This is a genomic window from Vibrio sp. LQ2 (assembly GCF_023920125.1).
Lineage (GTDB): Bacteria > Pseudomonadota > Gammaproteobacteria > Enterobacterales > Vibrionaceae > Vibrio > Vibrio fluvialis.
In genome coordinates this window covers 278,870-297,041 of record NZ_CP085308.1, presented here as the reverse complement: position 1 = coordinate 297,041, position 18,172 = coordinate 278,870, and the positions used below count along the sequence as shown (strand labels likewise).

The 18,172-nt window shown below is 48.1% G+C and carries 20 protein-coding genes and 1 other RNA gene; 6 read left to right on the top strand and 15 right to left on the bottom strand.

From position 1 onward, the window contains the following. Positions 1-100: 100 nt before the first annotated feature. On the bottom strand, positions 101-583 hold the full coding sequence (locus LGV68_RS01575) for a MarR family transcriptional regulator (RefSeq protein ID WP_252536076.1): 483 nt from the start codon (positions 581-583) through the stop codon (positions 101-103). Positions 584-712: 129 nt separating this feature from the next. On the opposite strand from LGV68_RS01575, the gene LGV68_RS01570 reads away from it, so the two are divergent. After that, positions 713-1,618, top strand: coding sequence for an EamA family transporter (locus LGV68_RS01570; protein WP_252536073.1), 906 nt, complete (start codon positions 713-715; stop codon positions 1,616-1,618). A gap of 1 nt (position 1,619) precedes the next feature. Then, positions 1,620-2,213: an NAD(P)H-dependent oxidoreductase gene (locus tag LGV68_RS01565; RefSeq protein ID WP_252536072.1), complete on the top strand. Its 594-nt coding sequence runs from the start codon at positions 1,620-1,622 to the stop codon at positions 2,211-2,213. Positions 2,214-2,541: 328 nt separating this feature from the next. Here LGV68_RS01565 and LGV68_RS01560 read toward each other — a convergent pair whose 3' ends face one another. From LGV68_RS01560 to LGV68_RS01530, 5 genes are all read right to left on the bottom strand, one after another. Next, the gene (locus LGV68_RS01560) at positions 2,542-3,480 is read right to left on the bottom strand and encodes a 5'-nucleotidase (RefSeq protein ID WP_140228888.1); all 939 of its coding nucleotides are present in this window, start codon (positions 3,478-3,480) and stop codon (positions 2,542-2,544) included. A 136-nt stretch (positions 3,481-3,616) separates the two neighbouring features. Next, on the bottom strand, positions 3,617-4,162 hold the full coding sequence (locus tag LGV68_RS01550; protein ID WP_080534747.1) for a hypothetical protein: 546 nt from the start codon (positions 4,160-4,162) through the stop codon (positions 3,617-3,619). Positions 4,163-4,298: 136 nt separating this feature from the next. Continuing rightward, positions 4,299-4,637 carry a hypothetical protein gene (locus tag LGV68_RS01545; RefSeq protein WP_222806005.1) on the bottom strand — a complete coding sequence of 113 codons (339 nt, stop codon included), beginning with the start codon at positions 4,635-4,637 and terminating at the stop codon, positions 4,299-4,301. A gap of 149 nt (positions 4,638-4,786) precedes the next feature. After that, a complete protein-coding gene (locus LGV68_RS01535) occupies positions 4,787-5,287 on the bottom strand; it encodes a hypothetical protein (protein WP_222805999.1) in 501 nt (166 codons plus the stop codon). A 71-nt stretch (positions 5,288-5,358) separates the two neighbouring features. Then, positions 5,359-6,090 carry a hypothetical protein gene (locus tag LGV68_RS01530; protein WP_222805997.1) on the bottom strand — a complete coding sequence of 244 codons (732 nt, stop codon included), beginning with the start codon at positions 6,088-6,090 and terminating at the stop codon, positions 5,359-5,361. A 621-nt stretch (positions 6,091-6,711) separates the two neighbouring features. Here LGV68_RS01530 and LGV68_RS01525 point away from each other — a divergent pair. Continuing rightward, a complete protein-coding gene (locus tag LGV68_RS01525) occupies positions 6,712-8,130 on the top strand; it encodes a hypothetical protein (RefSeq protein ID WP_252536071.1) in 1,419 nt (472 codons plus the stop codon). Between the two features lie 103 nt (positions 8,131-8,233). On the opposite strand, the gene LGV68_RS01520 is transcribed toward LGV68_RS01525, so the two are convergent. The 4 genes from LGV68_RS01520 to LGV68_RS01505 all read right to left on the bottom strand — a co-directional run bounded on the left by LGV68_RS01520 (position 8,234) and on the right by LGV68_RS01505 (position 11,823). Further along, a complete protein-coding gene (locus LGV68_RS01520) occupies positions 8,234-8,503 on the bottom strand; it encodes a Tn7 transposase TnsA N-terminal domain-containing protein (protein WP_237721183.1) in 270 nt (89 codons plus the stop codon). Between the two features lie 200 nt (positions 8,504-8,703). Next, positions 8,704-8,800, bottom strand: an RNA gene (gene ffs, locus LGV68_RS01515) — signal recognition particle sRNA small type. Positions 8,801-8,931: 131 nt separating this feature from the next. Further along, on the bottom strand, positions 8,932-10,926 hold the full coding sequence (locus LGV68_RS01510; protein ID WP_252536806.1) for a GGDEF domain-containing protein: 1,995 nt from the start codon (positions 10,924-10,926) through the stop codon (positions 8,932-8,934). Between the two features lie 159 nt (positions 10,927-11,085). Next, positions 11,086-11,823, bottom strand: a complete 738-nt coding sequence (locus LGV68_RS01505; RefSeq protein ID WP_020432084.1) for a hypothetical protein — start codon at positions 11,821-11,823, stop codon at positions 11,086-11,088. A gap of 53 nt (positions 11,824-11,876) precedes the next feature. Here LGV68_RS01505 and LGV68_RS01500 point away from each other — a divergent pair, with 53 nt between their 5' ends. After that, complete coding sequence (locus LGV68_RS01500; protein ID WP_020329981.1) at positions 11,877-12,179, top strand: DNA base-flipping protein; 303 nt, start codon at positions 11,877-11,879, stop codon at positions 12,177-12,179. Positions 12,180-12,213: 34 nt separating this feature from the next. Here LGV68_RS01500 and LGV68_RS01495 read toward each other — a convergent pair whose 3' ends face one another. Then, positions 12,214-12,660 (bottom strand): YbaY family lipoprotein, encoded by a 447-nt coding sequence (locus LGV68_RS01495; protein WP_020329980.1) that lies wholly within the window; start codon positions 12,658-12,660, stop codon positions 12,214-12,216. 138 nt (positions 12,661-12,798) lie between these two features. Here LGV68_RS01495 and tesB point away from each other — a divergent pair, with 138 nt between their 5' ends. Continuing rightward, positions 12,799-13,662: an acyl-CoA thioesterase II gene (gene tesB / locus LGV68_RS01490; protein ID WP_020432078.1), complete on the top strand. Its 864-nt coding sequence runs from the start codon at positions 12,799-12,801 to the stop codon at positions 13,660-13,662. Between the two features lie 254 nt (positions 13,663-13,916). Here the strand turns inward: tesB and LGV68_RS01485 are convergent, their stop codons facing one another. After that, a complete protein-coding gene (locus tag LGV68_RS01485; RefSeq protein ID WP_020329977.1) occupies positions 13,917-14,375 on the bottom strand; it encodes an Lrp/AsnC family transcriptional regulator in 459 nt (152 codons plus the stop codon). A gap of 170 nt (positions 14,376-14,545) precedes the next feature. Between LGV68_RS01485 and LGV68_RS01480 the strand changes: the two genes are divergently transcribed. Next, positions 14,546-15,613: a PLP-dependent cysteine synthase family protein gene (locus LGV68_RS01480; protein ID WP_004725120.1), complete on the top strand. Its 1,068-nt coding sequence runs from the start codon at positions 14,546-14,548 to the stop codon at positions 15,611-15,613. A 25-nt stretch (positions 15,614-15,638) separates the two neighbouring features. Here the strand turns inward: LGV68_RS01480 and fliJ are convergent, their stop codons facing one another. From fliJ to fliH, 3 genes are read right to left on the bottom strand one after another with little or no spacing between them, the layout of a single operon-like run. Further along, positions 15,639-16,079, bottom strand: a complete 441-nt coding sequence (fliJ, locus tag LGV68_RS01475) for a flagellar export protein FliJ (RefSeq protein WP_252536070.1) — start codon at positions 16,077-16,079, stop codon at positions 15,639-15,641. 8 nt (positions 16,080-16,087) lie between these two features. Further along, positions 16,088-17,434, bottom strand: a complete 1,347-nt coding sequence (fliI, locus tag LGV68_RS01470) for a flagellar protein export ATPase FliI (protein WP_202659851.1) — start codon at positions 17,432-17,434, stop codon at positions 16,088-16,090. Further along, positions 17,427-18,170 (bottom strand): flagellar assembly protein FliH, encoded by a 744-nt coding sequence (fliH, locus tag LGV68_RS01465; protein ID WP_024373212.1) that lies wholly within the window; start codon positions 18,168-18,170, stop codon positions 17,427-17,429. Before fliH ends, fliI begins: the two co-directional genes overlap by 8 nt. Positions 18,171-18,172 lie beyond the last annotated feature (2 nt).

Below are 18,172 nucleotides of genomic sequence, written 5' to 3'. Positions count from 1 at the left end.
TCAACTCACATCGTTTCGAATAGTTTTTAGTATCGCAAACCGGCATTAACAGCCAGTGAGTGAATAAAGGAATATTGAAAGTCCAAAAAGCAACTGTTCGTCATTGCTCTGCTAACAGTATCTTTCTTAACAAATTTGCCAACTGTTCTTGTTCTTGGCTACTCAGTACGCTCAGCATATTATCCATATTGGCAACATGTGCATTCAATGCCGTGTCCACCAACTCAATCCCCTTTTGAGTCAGAATAACTTTACAGCTGCGTCTGTCCTCTTCACTGGCAATACGTTGGACAAAGCCACTTTTCACCAAGTGTTCAATACGCGTACTGACCGCTCCAGAGGAAAGCATCAGAGTCTGATACAACTCAGTAGGAGTGACTGCAGCATTACTGCGGCGCATGGTGGCCAAAATATCAAACTCAATGCTGCTCAGCCCGTACTCTTGAAAAACCGAATCCAACTTCTTCTTCCATACAGCACTGGTTCGACGCAATCGCCCGACAACCCCCATAGCTGAGCAATCCAGATCCGGCCTGACAACGAGCCATTGAGCAAGAATTTTATCGACTGTGTCTGATGACATTTTTATCTCTCTAATAAATATCTTTCAAAAAAGATACTTGATAAAAAATCATAATTCCATTACTTTCTAAAAAGTATCTTTTCAAAGAGATACTTTTTAGAATGATTAACTACTTGGTCAAGGTGAGTTATGAACAGGATTCAGCAAATTAAAACAATAGCGTTAACCGCAATTGCACCTATTGTCTGGGGCAGTACCTATATAGTGACAACGGAAGCGCTGCCACCAGAAAGTCCGCTTATTGCTTCAACAATTCGTTCGCTGCCTGCTGGTGTATTGCTGGTGCTTATTAGCCGAGCGTGGCCAACTGGATTGTGGTGGCTTCGTATAGCAGTGCTAGGTTTTCTGAACATTGGGCTATTTTTCTATTGCTTATTTTTCGCGGCAACCTACCTACCGGGAGGCATGGCATCGATGGTGATGTCTATCCAGCCGGTGATTGTCATGATCATGAGTTGGTACCTTTTGAGTGCTAGCTTCTCTTCACAACAACTGGTCGCCAGTGGATTAGGTATTCTCGGCGTAGGTCTGCTGGTACTTAACAGTTCAGCCGAACTCAATATAGAAGGTATGTTGACCGCCATACTTGGAACGCTGAGCATGGCTTTAGGTGTGGTGCTGACAAAAAAATGGGGACGTCCAACGGGCATGACAATGCTTGGATTTACAGGTTGGCAGCTGTTATTTGGCGGCATCATTTTGTTGCCTGTCTCGCTTTGGCTGGAAGGCATTCCAACCCAACTTACGTCTATCAACTACCTAGGCTATGGATACTTGAGCTTGATTGGTGCCATTTTGGGTTACTTTCTCTGGTTTCGCGGAATCGAAAAACTGCCTCCTGTGACCGTCTCTTTTCTCGGCTTTCTAAGCAGTGTTTCTGCCTGTTTTCTTGGATATCTAATCCTAAATCAAACCCTGACTTGGCCCCAATTACTCGGAGCGTTAGCCATTTTGTTTTCAATTGTGCTGGCTGCGCCTCGCTCATCCGCACAAACCGATCATCAACTACAACTTCAGACCTTAAAAAGGAATTAATATGAACATTACTATCGTATCAGGAAGTCAAAGAGCGCAATCTCAAAGCCAAAATGTCGCCTATTACCTACAAACACTGGCTGAGCCCCATTTTGACAAGGCAACTGTTCTCGACTTACACCAATTGGATCTACCGCTGTGGAATGAAGGGGTATGGCAGGACAGTGAAGAATGGCAACAATGGAAACCAGTTGCTGAAATTCTTCAGAGATCGGATGCATTTATTTTTATTACCCCTGAATGGCACGGCATGGCGACGCCTGCATTGAAGAACTTTTTGATGCTGACTACCGACGAAGAATTAGCGCACAAAGCCGCTCTGCTGGTGAGCGTTTCAGCCAGCGTGAATGGTGTCTATCCGATCAGTGAATTACGCATGACGGGTAACAAAAACAATCACGCGTGTTTTCTGCCGGATCATCTTATTTTTCGTGACTGCGAAGAGATTCTGACAGCAGAACATATATGTACCGACCAGCATCTGCATGCTCGCAGCGAATATACCATGAAGCTGCTTGCTGCTTACGCCAACGCATTAGCTCCTGTACATCGTGATATGGTCAATATAGGTAAAACGTTTCGCTATGGAATGTAGCGACTGTCATACAGGAATCACCTGCCTAAAACAGGTGCTTCTTGTTCAGAATCTAGCTGCATAGTCATACAACTTGCTTAACATTATCCAAATTAGTGGATGTTGGTAGTTTTCTGTTGTCTAAACACGTTTTTGGACATTTTCGAGTTAAAGACTTAGCTCTAACTCGTCAGTTTCGGATAAAAATTTCTATGGATTAACGCCCGCCTAAGGGGCTGGCAACGCACTACCACTAAACTCAAACACAAACACAAACACAACAACCATAACCACTGCGGCTCAATGGGACTGGATACGCTGCGCGTGACAGTCCCTCTTGAGGCGTTTGTTAATTGGCTTTGTCCTCATTTGTAACACCAAATGGTATATGAACTGAAGGAAGAATAGATGATGAGGGTTTCAAATGTAACTTCTGGTCATCAAAGAAGATATGAGGCCTCAATATATTCAGCACTTTCGACTTTTCAACACCACCCATAAAAAATGCCTCGTTAACAGCAATATCCCAAGCTCGCATTGTGTTGATAACACGTTTGTGTGAAGGGGCATTTCTCGCTGTTACGATTGAAACTTTCAACATAGGTAAATAGCTGGAATCCATCTTTTGCCGCTCAAACTCAAGTTTTTGTATATCCGAAATCCGCTGCAAGAAATTCTTAAGCGGACCAGGATTATGCGGTACGTCAACTAACTCTGATTCGTGCGAATGAAAATCAGCTAGTTGGCCTGAACTTTGATATATACCCTCAGCTTCATCATCTGCAATAACACCGTCAAAGTCGAATGCGATACGGAGCTCCAGATCCTCTGTATCATCCTTGATATCACCTTCTAGTATCTGCCCTGCTGGATAACCAGCAAGAACCGCTTGTTTTACATCTTGGTAGTTTGCTGATAGGAATAATTCAATTTCAAATGCAGGAATATAAACGTAAGGTGATTTACCTTGCAAGAACACTGCTCGCGTAATACCTAGATCATAATGTTCTATGGAATTCATTACTCTTAATCCAGTATCTGGGTCATTCCGTGACAATAAAATTACTTCTACAGGAGGATCTTGAGGACGCAATTCATTTAACTTAAGTAATCTACGAACAAATGGAAATGCAACCCCCTTTCTTAATGGACTATCCTGTTTTTCTCTTTGATATTGCCTATAAGCTTCTTCTCCTTCATTGCGAAATATTTCGTCTGACTCTTGAAGATCAAATAGTGCGCTGGACGATAGTCCAACAACCAATCTTTTACTTAAATCATATGGCACTTATTTTCCTCCAGCCAATTAACGCCCTGTTAAGGTGTGAGCAATGCAATACCGAAGCCGCCGCATGCCACCTTAATCACTAAAACCAACGCATAGTAAAAATGCCACACGTTGCGAATCACTCTTAAACAGATTGTTAAGCGTTTTGAACCACACCAAAGATCATAAAGACGAATAAGCCAATAAGGAAGCTGGCTATCTGAATAAATAACGAATAGTGCGAGATTTTATCTGACGGAGTAGCTGGAGATACGCTTTGTTTAACTGCCTCACCAACTATTTTTAAGATTTCAGACTCCAGCTCTTTTTCAGTTTTCTTCACACCGATAGCTTTTACTTTTTCTTCGATCTCATCTGTTTTATTGAAGAAGACAGCATGAAGTGATTCAAGTTTATATAAGTGCCAAAGTGACACCGTGCCCGAACAAATTGAACAGAAAAATACTAACCAAGACAGATATAGAATCCAAGTGCACTCTAGTGATTCTTTACCAGCACCAGAGAGTGACCCAGAAAACGAAATAGTACCGACTAAAATCGCTGAAGTTAGACCAAGAATGGTTTTAACTAAATCTGTTCTACTAGCCCAATACCGACCATGAACTGCACGAATTCGTTCAACTAGTTCATCCCCAGACTGGCGAATCTGCTTCATCACATTCTCAGCAATCACTTCTTTCATTTGTTCTCCTATTGACGCTTAACGCTTTGCTAAGAGGCAATTACCAGTTGGCTATACTTGCGCGAAGCGCCAAGCCGACTTGTAATTGTCCCAGTGGGTTTACGAACGAATTTCAGCAACTTGTTATAAGCACGACTTACGTATTTAATGGTTTTAGCGGGTTATCAAGACGCGTTAAGTTAGTACTTGGATTTATAAAACATGACTCAGGTATAGCTATACCATCACTCCCAGAATATAACCGCATATTTTCCATCTTAATCTCACCTAAAGTTTCAGTGTCAAACTGAAGTTCAAGTTTTTCAAAGGCGGCACGTATAGCTCCTTCGCATTCTGTAGCTAAAAGCTCATCTTTATCTTTTGGATATCCCCAACGTTTTATCCAGAAATAAATTTTTCTTGCATCGTCATGATGTAGTGGGATAAATATCCAAGGAACATCTATATCTACAGTTTCCCAAACTGATTGATTCATTCTGCTATCCTCAGTGCTTATAACGCCCTGTTAAGGTGTGAGCAACGCAATACCGATGCCGCCGCATACCACCTTAAACACTAAACGCAACACATAGTAAAAATGCCATGCGTTGCGAATCACTCTTAAACAGTTTGTTATGTGAATATTCACACCTTATGAAATCCATGCTCCCATGAATACAAATAAACGCTACTAAACATTGAGTTACTAGTAAGCGCACTTCTTGCTACTTCCAATAACCTAGGAAAGTCAGAGTCATCATGAAATACAGAATAGATACCAACAAGTAAAATACCCTTACCCGAGTTTGAAGCAATGCTTTGTAACTGCCTATTACTAAGTTTCTTATTGATGACTTTAGTTAGTATTTCTTCAAATGATTCATCTGGGTTTAGAGCTACGGTTTTTCCGCACGCCCAATGAGGTACATCGTCGGCAGGAGCTGAAGTTATACTGCGGGCTACTGCATCACTCGTGAAAGCATCTGTGATTTCTACCCATGAGCGAGCACCGTTGATGTCTACAATAGCATCTGGTGGATCCGGACGATCGACCACCGTTAGAGTGGCACCATTGCTAGCTAAATAGGCTTGAAAGCTATCTATAACGCTTTTTTCATGATGATCTTTTACATCTCTACGCTTCATAAATTCCTCGATTCACATAACGCCAAGCTGTGGGGCGCGCAGCGAAGCAAGCGTCCCACACGAGCGCCTTGTTAGGGGGGGCTCGCATATGCAAAGTAAAAAACACTAAACAGCCAAAGAGCAAAAAATATAACCGCAATAGGTTGTTGAGGAAAAGCTCTATTAATAACCCTGGCACCATATATTGGAGTTGCGACGACAAGCCAAGCAGCAAATGCAGTCGGCGCAGCATAAAGCCAAGCAATAGAATAAAAAATGATAACAAAACCGGCGTAAAACCCAGTTACAACAGAAGCTTCGTAGATAAGCCCATTGCCGTTAGGTAATGCTAGCAATGGCGAAAAACTAGCCTGCAACATTGAATAGACGACATTAGTTATTCCTGCGTTGGTAAGAACATCCATCACAGGGAATAGGAGTGACCCGCCACCAAAAAACAACAACCATTGTCCAACTTGCTTCAAAACCTCTTTGTATTTCAGAACCCAAAATAAAGAACCAGACAAAATTCCAGATATAAGAAAGGTAATGGAGAGAGCAAATACTAACTCTTGCGAATGAATCCTTAGAAAACCCATGAGCAGGATTCCGAGGAAAGCTGCTCCTGTTATGCTCCCGAATATTTTAAGCAGCATTTGTATCGTTTCTGCCGGCCTCTTCTCTTTTATTTCTAAAAGCAGTCCTTTAAATCCTCTATCCATGCTTTCCACTAGCTCTTTAGCTTTGTCGTGTTGCAGCAGCATGCCGCCCATAAAATATGCAGAACCTACCACATTGGAAATGATCGCTAGTTCTTTAACCAAACTCCTTCTCCTATACCCCTAACATTTTATTATTGCGCATGCGCGTTTATCACGTTAGACCAGTGAAAACGCGCACGATTAACTATCTGTATGCAAAGAACTTATCAGCTTTCTGCCAAATACACCATCTGGAAAAACGCGCATGCGCGTTTTTCCAAACCTATTAACTAAAAGTCAGTCACTATAGTTAATGGATTTTATTGAATTTTATTTATTGCGGTTGGAGTTAGTGCGCACTGTTCTTGTCTTAAAATCATACCAAAACACCTAAATTAAAATATGACTGTATACCCATACATTGTTAGTCGATTTCTGGTAAGGCCAAACATAGGCAAAGAGATAAGAATTTGTATGGCAGCAGGAGTGGGAATTTTTGATTGAGCTAACGAGCCAAAACACGGAATGGGGCAAAAGTGGATTACAGTTATTAAATGGGAAGTGTTTTTCCTCATACTCTTCAACTAATGCAGCTAACTTTTCAAATTCACCACCTTCAGGAGTCCCTGGTTTGGCTGCGGCCTACAGAAATCATATCCGATTCAAACCAATGCATAATTGTTTATTGATTTGCCTGATTTATACTTTCTGTCAATAACAACAATGACATGATGAGCTCACAAGATGACCAATAAGGTTCTATTTCCAGCGTTACTATTGCTCACCGCAATGTTAACGGGCTGCACTTATGGGATGCATCAGGCAATTTGGGGGCACAGTGATGAACCCACGGAGACGCCTGAAGAGATGACCAAATCCTCTCAATACGTTATCAACCGTATGGAACAGTACTGCCTAGATTCCACCAAAGCGTGGAAAGGTAATTCATGCCGCTTTACGTTCAACACACAATGGGATTTCTGGGGACGTTCAGGAGATTGGTTTGAAGCAATGACACGCGGTATCGATACGTTCGATCAAGTTCTGAAGGAGCACTACCCTATCGTCGCGGGTGGACACGTGGTGAGTTACTACTTTAGAAGAGGTTGGGACAGCACTCAAACTCGCTCTTGGCGGTATGTCCTTGGTGATGGCTCAACGATATTGACGATCGACAGAACGTGGAAAAACCTTCCCAACGAAGTTGAAACCGCAATCGTTGAAGAGCAGATTACCTTTGTCATCGGGTTTGAATCGAGTCACCCATGCCTTAAGTCATCATCCTACCTTTCGATGAGAAAGTGTGAGGGCTTTATGGACTCACTGCACAAGACACCAGAACAGTTTCAGGAAGCGGATTTATCCCGAACAGCTGCGTCCATTAAGCGTGTTAATACCTCACTTGCTTACCTAGCAGCCAAAGGAGATAAGAGTTCCGAAGCATCTAAAGCCTACAACCAGATGGTTGCAGAACAGAAGAAACGAGATAGTGAAGCGGTCAGCGCAGGTATCCGCCAAGGGTTGGCAAACTTCGATACTAGCGTTAAAACACTGCCTACATACAGCCAATCGAATACTAACAACTATGTTCCCCGACCGAACCTGAGTAAGCAGTACGCGCAAATCCAACCGACTTACATGGATCGCATGGAAAAGAGAGAGCAGACTCTGGCTACGATGAAAAATGCTACCCAAGCCGGAAATAAAACAACGACGGCACCATCTGTCGCGTCTGCTGCTTCAAGTCAACCGTCAACCAACGGGACAACCGTTCAGGCTAACCCACCCCAACAAACCGGTGCGAATGCTAAACCTATAAGTACAGCACGAACTAAAGACTTCAAAGAGGCGATTGCCTACTGCTGGACGCTCAAAGAGCCGAAGAGTGGTCAAAAGGACATTTGGTTCTGCCACGGCCCCATCCAAAAAACATTAGTTGCGACCACTCTCCCGAAAGCTATGGAGTTGGTCGGTTGTGACTACCCAAATGCACTGAGAAAGTGGGATTTTAAAGATGGTGTGGTTCACGCCTGTGACCTTGGTTTGGAAAACTACGATGAAGACGTCGCTAATCTCTACCAGGTGCCTTCGGTCATCACTAAGAATTTGCATCAGTATCGATGCAATCTACCTTACCAAGGCAGATGCAGAACAACTCTCTGAACTCAAGGGCGCTCGATTGGGCGCCTTGTTACTAATTTCGATTACCGATGTATTAAGTTTAGGTTTTCTAGATACACACCATTACGTATCTGCTTATCAGTGACTAATACCAATAATTTTCTTGTTGCTTTGCGGTAATACGCTTTAGAGCGAAGGAACGTTTGAAATCTGCAGAGAAGGTTTTATCCAGAGGTTTAACTTCAAGGAAGTCTTCTGAACCATCTTGGTTTCGGAAGAGAAAATCAGGAGTATAGGAATAACGCTTGTGACCTGAAGAATAATAGAAACCTTCGGGTTGTGATCGGAATGAAAGAACGTCCTTAGAGTATTCGAGATGATAACAACAATCTCGTTCTAAAGAACTTTCACACAAAATGACACTTCGATTTTAGAACTCGCAAACTTATAAACGTTTTTGTTGTGGATGGTTTGCGAAGATTGCGAACGTACATAACTTGTCCCATAACGTTGTAATAAAACAACCAAATTTAGCTTAGGACACTTAATGGGTTTAAAAAGGACAGCTTACGCTTTTATTGGGACGCTTTATGCTTTCATCGGCAAGATGGGTGGAAGCCCCAGCCACATCCCGGCACACACGTCATTCGCTGTGGCTGCTTCCTTCCGGACCTGACCAGATTCACGAACTAGTGTTGCGGGAGGACCAGGGCCCCCATAGGTCACTTCAGCTTGCTGCCGAAGAGTGGTGAGGATTATCCGGTATCGCCCCCGCTATTGCAACCCCAAATCGGGCGAAAAGCATTGATTTACCTTCAACTGCCCACCATTTGAGCAATTTGTTTATTTCACTTCCATCGGCTCTTTAGCCGGACGTTCCGCTTTTGCCAGCGGGCGTTTGCGTTTCTCCTGATACATGGCGATATCCGTTTGATGCAGGACCTCCTGCAGCGACATATAGCGTTCACGTTCAGTAGAGATCCCCACCGCCACCGTCACATCAAAGCTGACATCACGCTCGGTACAGATAAACAGGAAGCTTTGTAGCTGATCAATAATGGCTTGTAACTCATTCCCGCGCGCTTCACCAACCAGAATGAATTCATCGCCCCCAATGCGGTACGATTTTCCTTTCCACACCTGATTGATCCGCGCGGCTAACTGCTTGAGAACTTTGTCGCCAATTTCATGGCCGTAGTTATCGTTAATCGGCTTGAACTGGTTCATATCCAGATACACCAGCGTGGTTTTGCCCGGCAAACCGCGGCGGAATCGGCGGTACAACGAACGGCGATTACGCAGTTTGGTGAGATTATCGGTGTTGGACTGAAAATTCAGATACAGCGCCACACTCAACAAAAACAGCACCAGTAAGATAAACAACCACTGGCTGTGACGGGCGAAGCGCTTTTCCGTCAATAGCGTTGCACGCCAGTCCGGTTGATAATCGTATTTTTTGATGATTTTCTGGGTATCGATAATTTTGATTGCGCGCGTAAACAGCGGTGCCAGCGCGGCACCGACTTGGTTCTTAGGGAAACCAATCGCAATATCGTAGGCATAGAAACTGCCGATCATCGAATCTTCCACGATTGGCAACAGTGAATCCGCATCACGCAAAATCTGGTTAAAGTTCGCCTTACTCAGCACGATGTAGTCGACTTGCTTATCGAGCAATGCCTGAATCTGCTCTTCCTGATTAGAGAAGGTGATCAGCGCTTTGTTAGGCAGCATGCGCTGCATCAGCTCTTCAAAGAAGTCATCTTTGATCACGCCAATGCGCTCTACGACCAGCTCCGAGACATTGCTGTACACGTTGTCCTTATAGCCTTCGCGTTTCACCATCACCGCTTGTGGGTGGTAATAGCTCTCGCTGAAATAGACCATTTTTTTGCGCTGCTCGGATATGGAAATCGGCGCAATGATATCGATGTGCTTGTCCTGAATGTCCGTGAACATGCTTTCCCAGGTTTCATCCGCTGCGCTGACCAAATCGCATTTAAGCAGCAAGATGTCACACGCCTGGAATACTACGTCTGCACTGATGCCTTTCACTGACCCATCATTGCCGTATCTGGCAAACTGAGTCAGGTTTTCGAGCTTCACCCGCAACGGACGTTGCTGGTTGACACCGCTGTCGATGACCGCCTGACGCAGCGCCTGTTTACGGATGTCGAACTGATATTTCTGAATCGATTCACGCAGCAATTTTTGCACTTTGGCTGAGTGAATGAATGTCTCGAACTCATGCAGCAGTTCACCATGTTTGCCTTTCGGCACAATCAGCGAGACAGGTTGAATCGAAATGCGATCGTTCAACAGCTGAGCGTCCAGGCCGCGCGTTAACATCGGTTTGAGTTGGTTGATCGCATCGACCACACCATCGACTTGCGCGCTTTCCAGCAGCACTTTCGCTTCGCTGAAACCGTCGTATTCCACTTGTGTGAGGTGTGGGTAATTCTCACGAATCAGCTCACCATAAATCGTCCCTTTCGGCACGCCGATACGCTTAATTTCATCCAATGTGGCGTTGGTATAGCTGTAAAGGTAGGTGTATTCGATATTGGTGGGCGCCGAGTAATCAAACCGTTTCGCGCGCGCTTCCGTGTAGGTGACGTTGGCGGCGAAATCGCTTTCACCGGACTCGACCGATTTTAAAATCGCATCAAAACTTGGGTAGTTGACGTACTGAATGTCGATATTGAACTGGTAGGCAATCGCATCGAATAACACGCGCGTGACGACATCGTCCGCTTCGGTCGCGACTAAATAGGGTTGTTCATTATGCGGTGGCTCGGCGTGTGCCGGAACTGCGAGAAAATACAGTAACAGCAGCATCCAGCCCCGAATTGCTAGCGTTTTAAACATTGACGTTGTTTTTTATAGAATTGTAATTTTAGTAATTGCTGATAATACCGAATCTCAGCGTGTATGCATAAGGACTTATTTCAATGTCCTTCATAAGTTTGCACTGGATTCGATTTTCTGTGCATACGTTTACAATGGCTGCTCTTCGGTATTTTTGAGAATGTAGTCGGTCATCCAGGCCGTCGTCAGCAAGCAGATCCACACCACAAACACAGGTTTAGGTACGTCGATGTCCGGCGAAAGCACCACTGCCATAAAGCTGACGGAAGGCAGCGTCCAGCACAAAAGCTTACTCCAGCTAAACGATTTAACTTGTGACAGGCTCTCCATCACAGCCACCAGACCGGTCAGGCACAGCGCAATCACCGCAGCAAACGTCAGACCCGCCACCCACAATGGAATGATCAGTCCCAATGCCCACCAGCTATGGCTATGGCTCGGTTTCCAACTCGATGCCGACCACCAGATCACGACCACCGCAGCAAGCTGCACAACCGTCATCCAAGGTTCACCGTCTAATTTACCCGCCGCTTGCGTCACCATAATGCCGACTTGCAGCGTGATCACGATAAGCGCGCTGATCGCCATGATGCCCTTATTGCTGCCACGTGAAAACGCTACCATCATCATAGGGAACAGTACCCACATACTGACCGAGAGAGAGGCCGGCTGATAAGGAAGCGTAATGCCGTAAGCGGCCATCCCCGCCAGCAAAACGAAACCCGTGATCCCACCGCGCGGCAGTATCCAGAGAGCAGGGATGACGAAGGTGATGAATGGAACATCGCCCTCGCTCAGACCGAGCGCCCGGGCACACACCATCACCAATAACGTTGTGATTACAAATTGAAAAGCGGAGAATACCAATTCCAGCTCCTTATACCTATCCGTGGTAACAATTGAACTAGGACACTGTCATTATGGACCAATTTCTGGCACAGATCTTTGCTGTCATTCACCAAATCCCACACGGGAAAGTTTCGACCTACGGCGAAATCGCACGTATGGCGGGTTATCCCGGTTATGCGCGCCACGTCGGCAAAGCGCTGGGAAATTTACCCAAAGACAGCAAACTGCCGTGGTTTCGGGTCATCAACAGTAAAGGGGAGATTTCGTTAACCGGCCCTGATTGGGACAGGCAGCGGGAACGATTAGTTGCGGAAGGGATAGCCGTGAGCAGTCAGGGAAAGATCTCACTCAGAATATATAAATGGCAGCCTTAGGCTGCCATTGCTTTTTATCGTCACTCTCAAAGCATTAGTTTGCGCTAACGCCAACCAGCTTCAAATCAACCTGGTTAGTGTTATTATCATCAGTAATCACACCGTAATGGGTATCGGTGATAAAGCGCAGTTTGCCGTTTAGCTCGATACGAGCGCTGACACTGTAGGTATGACGCGCGTCGATTTGGGCGCTGTCGTAAGCCAGTTCAAACGCAAACGGAACTTGCTTGCCTTTCGTCTCAAAAGTTTGAGTCGCGATCACTTTCGCTGGCGCATCCATCAGAGAAACGTCTTGCAGCGTTACTGTCACCACCGCATTTTCTGGCAGCGCAATGCGCTCACGATACGCGAGAGTACCCGTTACCGTCTTCATGGCTGCGGGTGTGGTTTGTGTCATGGTCGTTGAGTCCTCAGAAGTCTGGCAACCCACCAGTACCGAACCTAACAGAACCGATGACGCCAGAAGTAGTGCCTTTTTCATAGTGCCTCACTTGAATTAAGGTAATCGCAGCTATTATAAGATCCGTTTCATAAACTGCTATGACCCTCAGTTGGTCTTGACAGTTATTTGACGTAACTCACAAAATAACAACGAACATAACCAATCAGGTGAGGAGCCATGAGCAAACCATTAAAAGAGCTGCTGAGCTTGCTGCAGCTAGAAAAACTGGAAGAGGGTCTCTACCGCGGCGAAAGCGAAAACCTCGGTTTGCCGCAAGTGTATGGCGGCCAAGTGATCGGTCAGGCGCTGTCCGCAGCGCGCTACACGGTTGAATCTGACCGTACCGTGCACTCTTTTCACAGTTACTTCCTCTACCCTGGCGATCCTGAAAAACCGATCATCTACGATGTTGAAAACCTGCGCGATGGCCGCAGTTTCAGCACGCGCCGTGTGAAAGCGATTCAAAACGGCCGCCCTATTTTCTACCTCACCGCGTCTTACCACGGTGAAGCGCCGGGCTTTGAGCATCAGAAAACCATGCCGGATGTTCCGGGGCCGGAAAACTTTGCGTCAGAATCCGAACTGGCGGCGCAAATTGCTCACCTGCTGCCAGAAAAAGTGAAGAAAGTATTCTGCGGCGAAAAGCCGATTGAGATGCGTCCGGTGACCGTTATCAATCCGCTCAAACCACAAAAGGCCGAACCGAAACAGTACCTGTGGATCCGCGCCAACGGCGAGATGCCAGACAATCAGCTCATTCACCAATACCTGCTGGGTTACGCCTCAGACTGGGGATTTCTGGTAACGGCGCTGCACCCGCATGAAGTGACGCTGATGACGCCCAATTTTCAGGTCGCCACCATCGACCATTCGATTTGGTTCCACCGTCCTTTCAAAATGGACGAATGGTTGCTGTATGCGATTGAAAGCCCGACCGCCAGCAACACACGCGGCTTAGTGCGCGGGGAAATCTATAACCGTGAAGGCCACCTGGTCGCCACAGCGGTGCAAGAAGGCGTGATGCGGTTTAAAAACGCCTGAGTTTTTTCGCAGCGACGCTTTACCTTCACCCAAGGTCAGGCTTTACAGTGCTACCGACATTCACTCAGGAGGGGACATTATGGGATGCTGTAATCAACCACCCAATGGCGGCAGCACTGACATCAAACCGCTACTCAAAGCATTCGCGGTACTGCTGGCCGTGGTTTTGCTGCTCGCTTGGCTGTTCGGCTAAACACCAGCCATATCTTCAACGACCTGATATCGCTTAACCGCTGGTATCAGGTCGTTGAGCGTCAAAGCGGTAGCTCGGTGGTGTACTTGAGCGATTCCATCGCAAAGGTCGATGTGACGTTATTCAGCCCGCCAACGCTGTTCACCAGCTTTTTGTAAAACTGGTCAAAGTGCTTCATGTCTTTGACCAGCACTTTCATCATGTAATCGTACTCCCCCGCCATGCGGTAGAACTCCATCACTTCCGGGTATTCATCCACCGTCGCCACAAAACGGCGATACCACTCGTGCGAATGGTCGCTGGTTTTGACCATCACAAAGGCGATAAAGGACAAGTCGAGTTTTTCCGGATCAAGCAGCGCGACCCGTTTGCTGAGAATGCCGGATTCTTCCAGCTTTTTCAGTCGCTTCCAGCAAGGCGTGGTGGTGAGATTGACCGCTTCCGCCAAATCGTTGAGCGACACCGTGCTGTCCTTTTGCAAAATTGCCAAGATCTGACGATCAATTTTGTCGAGTTGCATTTTTTAACCCCATTCGGGAGAAAATTATTCTCCAAACCTACAAAACCACAGGCAAATTAGCAAAGTTTTTCTCTCCTCTTACAGCTAAATTATTCCCATACCGAATTCACTTTTCCCAAACGTTGTGCGACCTTTCGCTGGGTTTGGGATTCACGCTCATGGAGAGACCTATGTGCACCGACCATCAATGGATTAACAGCGCGATTCGCAAAATTGAAGCCGACTTTCAACGCTCTGCCGACACGCACCTGATCAAACTCGACCTGCCGTGCGTGGCTGGCATCGACATCTATCTGAAAGATGAAAGTACCCACCCGACCGGTTCGCTCAAACACCGTTTGGCGCGTTCACTGTTTCTCTACGCCATTTGTAACGGCTGGGTTGGTCCGGACACACCGATCATCGAATCGTCTTCCGGCAGCACCGCAGTGTCTGAAGCGTACTTTGCGCGCCTGCTCGGTCTGCCATTTATTGCCGTGATGCCTAAATGCACCGCGCGTAAGAAGATTGAGCAGATTGAGTTTTACGGCGGCAAAGCCCATTTGGTCGACCGCTCCGATCAGATTTATGACGAGTCGCGCCGTCTGGCCAAAGAGCTGAATGGTCATTACATGGACCAATTCACCTACGCCGAGCGCGCCACCGACTGGCGTGGTAACAGCAATATCGCCGACAGCATTTTTCATCAGATGAAGATGGAAGATCACCCGATCCCGAGCTGGATCGTAATGAGCCCGGGAACGGGCGGCACGTCAGCAACCATTGGCCGCTTTATTCGCTATCAGCAGCACAACACCAAGCTGTGTGTGGTCGATCCGGAGAATTCGGTGTTTTACGATTTTTACCAAACCCGCAATCCGAACCTGACGCTCAAGTGCGGAAGCAAAATTGAAGGCATTGGCCGCCCTCGTGTTGAGCCAAGCTTTATTCCGAATGTGGTGGATGAGATGCGTGTGGTGCCGGATGCAGCAAGCATTGCGACCATTCAATGGCTGGAAAAAATTCTCGGCCGTAAAGCAGGCGCCTCCACGGGCACCAACCTGTATGGCGCGCTGCAACTGGCGAGTGAGATGAAACGCCGCGGAGAAACCGGCTCTATTGTGACGCTGCTGTGCGACAGTGGTGAGCGTTATCTGGATACCTACTACAACCCAGCCTGGCTGGCGGAGAATATCGCCGATCTGTCACCGTATCTGGCCAAGCTGGAAACGTTTCAGGCCACCGGCGAACTGGCGTAAGCTCCCGTTCGCCGCCCCGTTCGAGTCACAATGCGCGCTTACGATGGCGCGCATTGAGGATATCTTCGATCTGCTTCTGCTCTTTGCGCGCGCGCTCAAAAGCCTGCTTTTTGCGCCAGCGCTCCAGCACCTGTTCCAACCCTTTGACCCGCGCGTGTTTGCTCTCCAGCACCTGTTGCACCGAATGACAACGCGCCTCCATCACCGCTTGTTCCTGCTCATGGTGACGCAGCAGTTTTTGCAGCATGTGGTCGACACGATTGAGGTTCATCAGCAGCGCACTGTTGAGCGTTGGCGCGTGCAGCGTTGAATCGCCAGCGCTGGATTTAAGACTCGCCAATTGATTGAGCTGCGCTTGCAGATATTGATGCCGCTGGCGCATCGAATCGAGCTGCTGCCCGATGCGGTCGCGGGTTTTCTCTTCGACCTGTTGCAGTTTGCCGACGGCGCGAATCTTCTCTTTCATGGCTTATCTCACGGCATTTGAAACAGCAGAGCCAGTTGGGTCAGGCTTGCGGTGTAATCGACACGTTCTTTGGCCGACTGTTGCAGAAATGCTTTGAGATGAGGATACATAGCGACGGCGCGATCCAGCTCCGCATCCTGCCCCGGCTGGTAACCGCCGAGCGGCAGCAGCTCTTTGACCTGCAAATAGTTGGCGTAAAGCTGACGAAACTGATTGGCGACCGTGACGTGCGCCTCCGGTGTCACCGCCGACATACAGCGGCTGATCGAGGCATTGACATCAATCGCCGGATAGTGCCCCTGCTCGGCCAACTGACGTGACAGCACCACGTGACCATCGAGAATCGCGCGCGCTGAATCGACGACCGGATCTTGCTGATCGTCGCCTTCGGCCAGTACCGTATAAATCGCGCTCAGGCTGCCATCCGGGTTATCGCTGTTGCCCGCGCGTTCAAGCAGTTGCGGCAACACGCTGAATACCGACGGCGGATACCCGCGCGATGCAGGCGGTTCGCCAAGCGACAAGGCAATTTCACGCTGCGCCATCGCATAGCGGGTCAGCGAGTCCATCAACAGCAAAACGTCTTTACCCTGATCGCGAAAATATTCCGCCACGCGGTGGCAAAGCAGCGTCGCGCGCAGTCGCATCAATGGCGACTCATCCGCCGGAGCGGCAATGATAATCGCTTTGCGGCGTGCTTGTTCAGTCAGGTTGCGCTCGATAAATTCACGCACCTCGCGGCCACGTTCCCCAATCAGCCCGACCACAATCACGTCCGCTTCCGTGTTCTGGGTGATCATCCCCATCAGCACACTTTTACCCACGCCGCTGCCGGCCATCAGGCCGATGCGCTGACCTTTGCCGACCGTCAGCAGGCCATTAATCGTGCGTACGCCGACATCGAGCGGCGTGTCCACCGGGCGGCGTTTGAGCGGGTTAATCGGCTTGGGTTCGAGCGACACGCGGTCGCCACCACGCAGCGGCGCGCCGTCATCAAGTGCTTCGCCTAACCCGTTCACTACCCGGCCGAGCCATTGACTGCTGAGCTGCACCGTGCTGTCGCCTTCCAGCGGCACCACTTTCGCCCCCGCAAACAGACCACCCAAGCGGCGAATGGGCATTAAATAAGCGACATTGTGGTCAAAACCGACCACTTGTGCTTCGATCATGTCGCCTTCAGCTGTTTCGACCAGACAGCGCTGTTCGAGTTTGAAGCGGCAGCCCACTGCTTGCAGCATCAGGCCGTTCACCTTCACCAGTCGCCCGGTCACCCGCGCCACCGGCACAGAATCGAGCGACGCGATGGCATCGTTGAGGCGGTCAGTCAGCATTCCGCCGCTGTGCGGATTACTCATCCGCCACCTCTTGCCCTGCGGTGACTTCATCCAGCAGATGCTGTTTCACATTGTCCATGCACGCTTGCAGGCGTGAGTCACAGCTGGCATCGGCTTCGGCATCGTCCGTGACCAGATGGCAACCACCCACGGGCAGCTCTTTGTTCGCCACCAGTTTCCAGTTCTTCGGCAGATCGGCATTGATGTCGCGAATGCGGTCCAGATCCTGCGGATTCAGATGCACAGTCACACTTTCCGCTTTGCCCGGCATCGCATCGAGAGTTTCACCCACCAGCGACAAAATCTGCTGCGGCATCAGCGTCAGTTCGGCACGAATGACCTGCTGCGCGACTTTCTGCACCAGCTCACAAATGATATGACGCTGCTGCTGCTCGCGTTCCGCCTGCCAGCGCGACAGGGTTTGATACAGTTCGTTGACCGGCTTGGCGGCTTCCAAAAAGTGCTGCTTACCGGACTGTTCGCCGGAGACAAAGCCTTTCTGAAAACCCTCTTTCTGGCCGTCAATAATGCCTTGTTGCTTGCCCTGTTCCAGCCCCTGACGCAAACCTTCGTCATAGCCCTGCTGCAACCCTTGCTGAAAACCTGCTTCGAGCTGCTGCTGAATATCCACCTGCGTGTCCTGCCACTCGTCATCGAGCAACCGGTCGTCCGGTGCCTTCACTGGCTGAGCCAGTGGCGGGAAACGGTGCAGACGATAACTGCCCGTAGGCAGACGCATAATTTTTTCTGCTGACATGG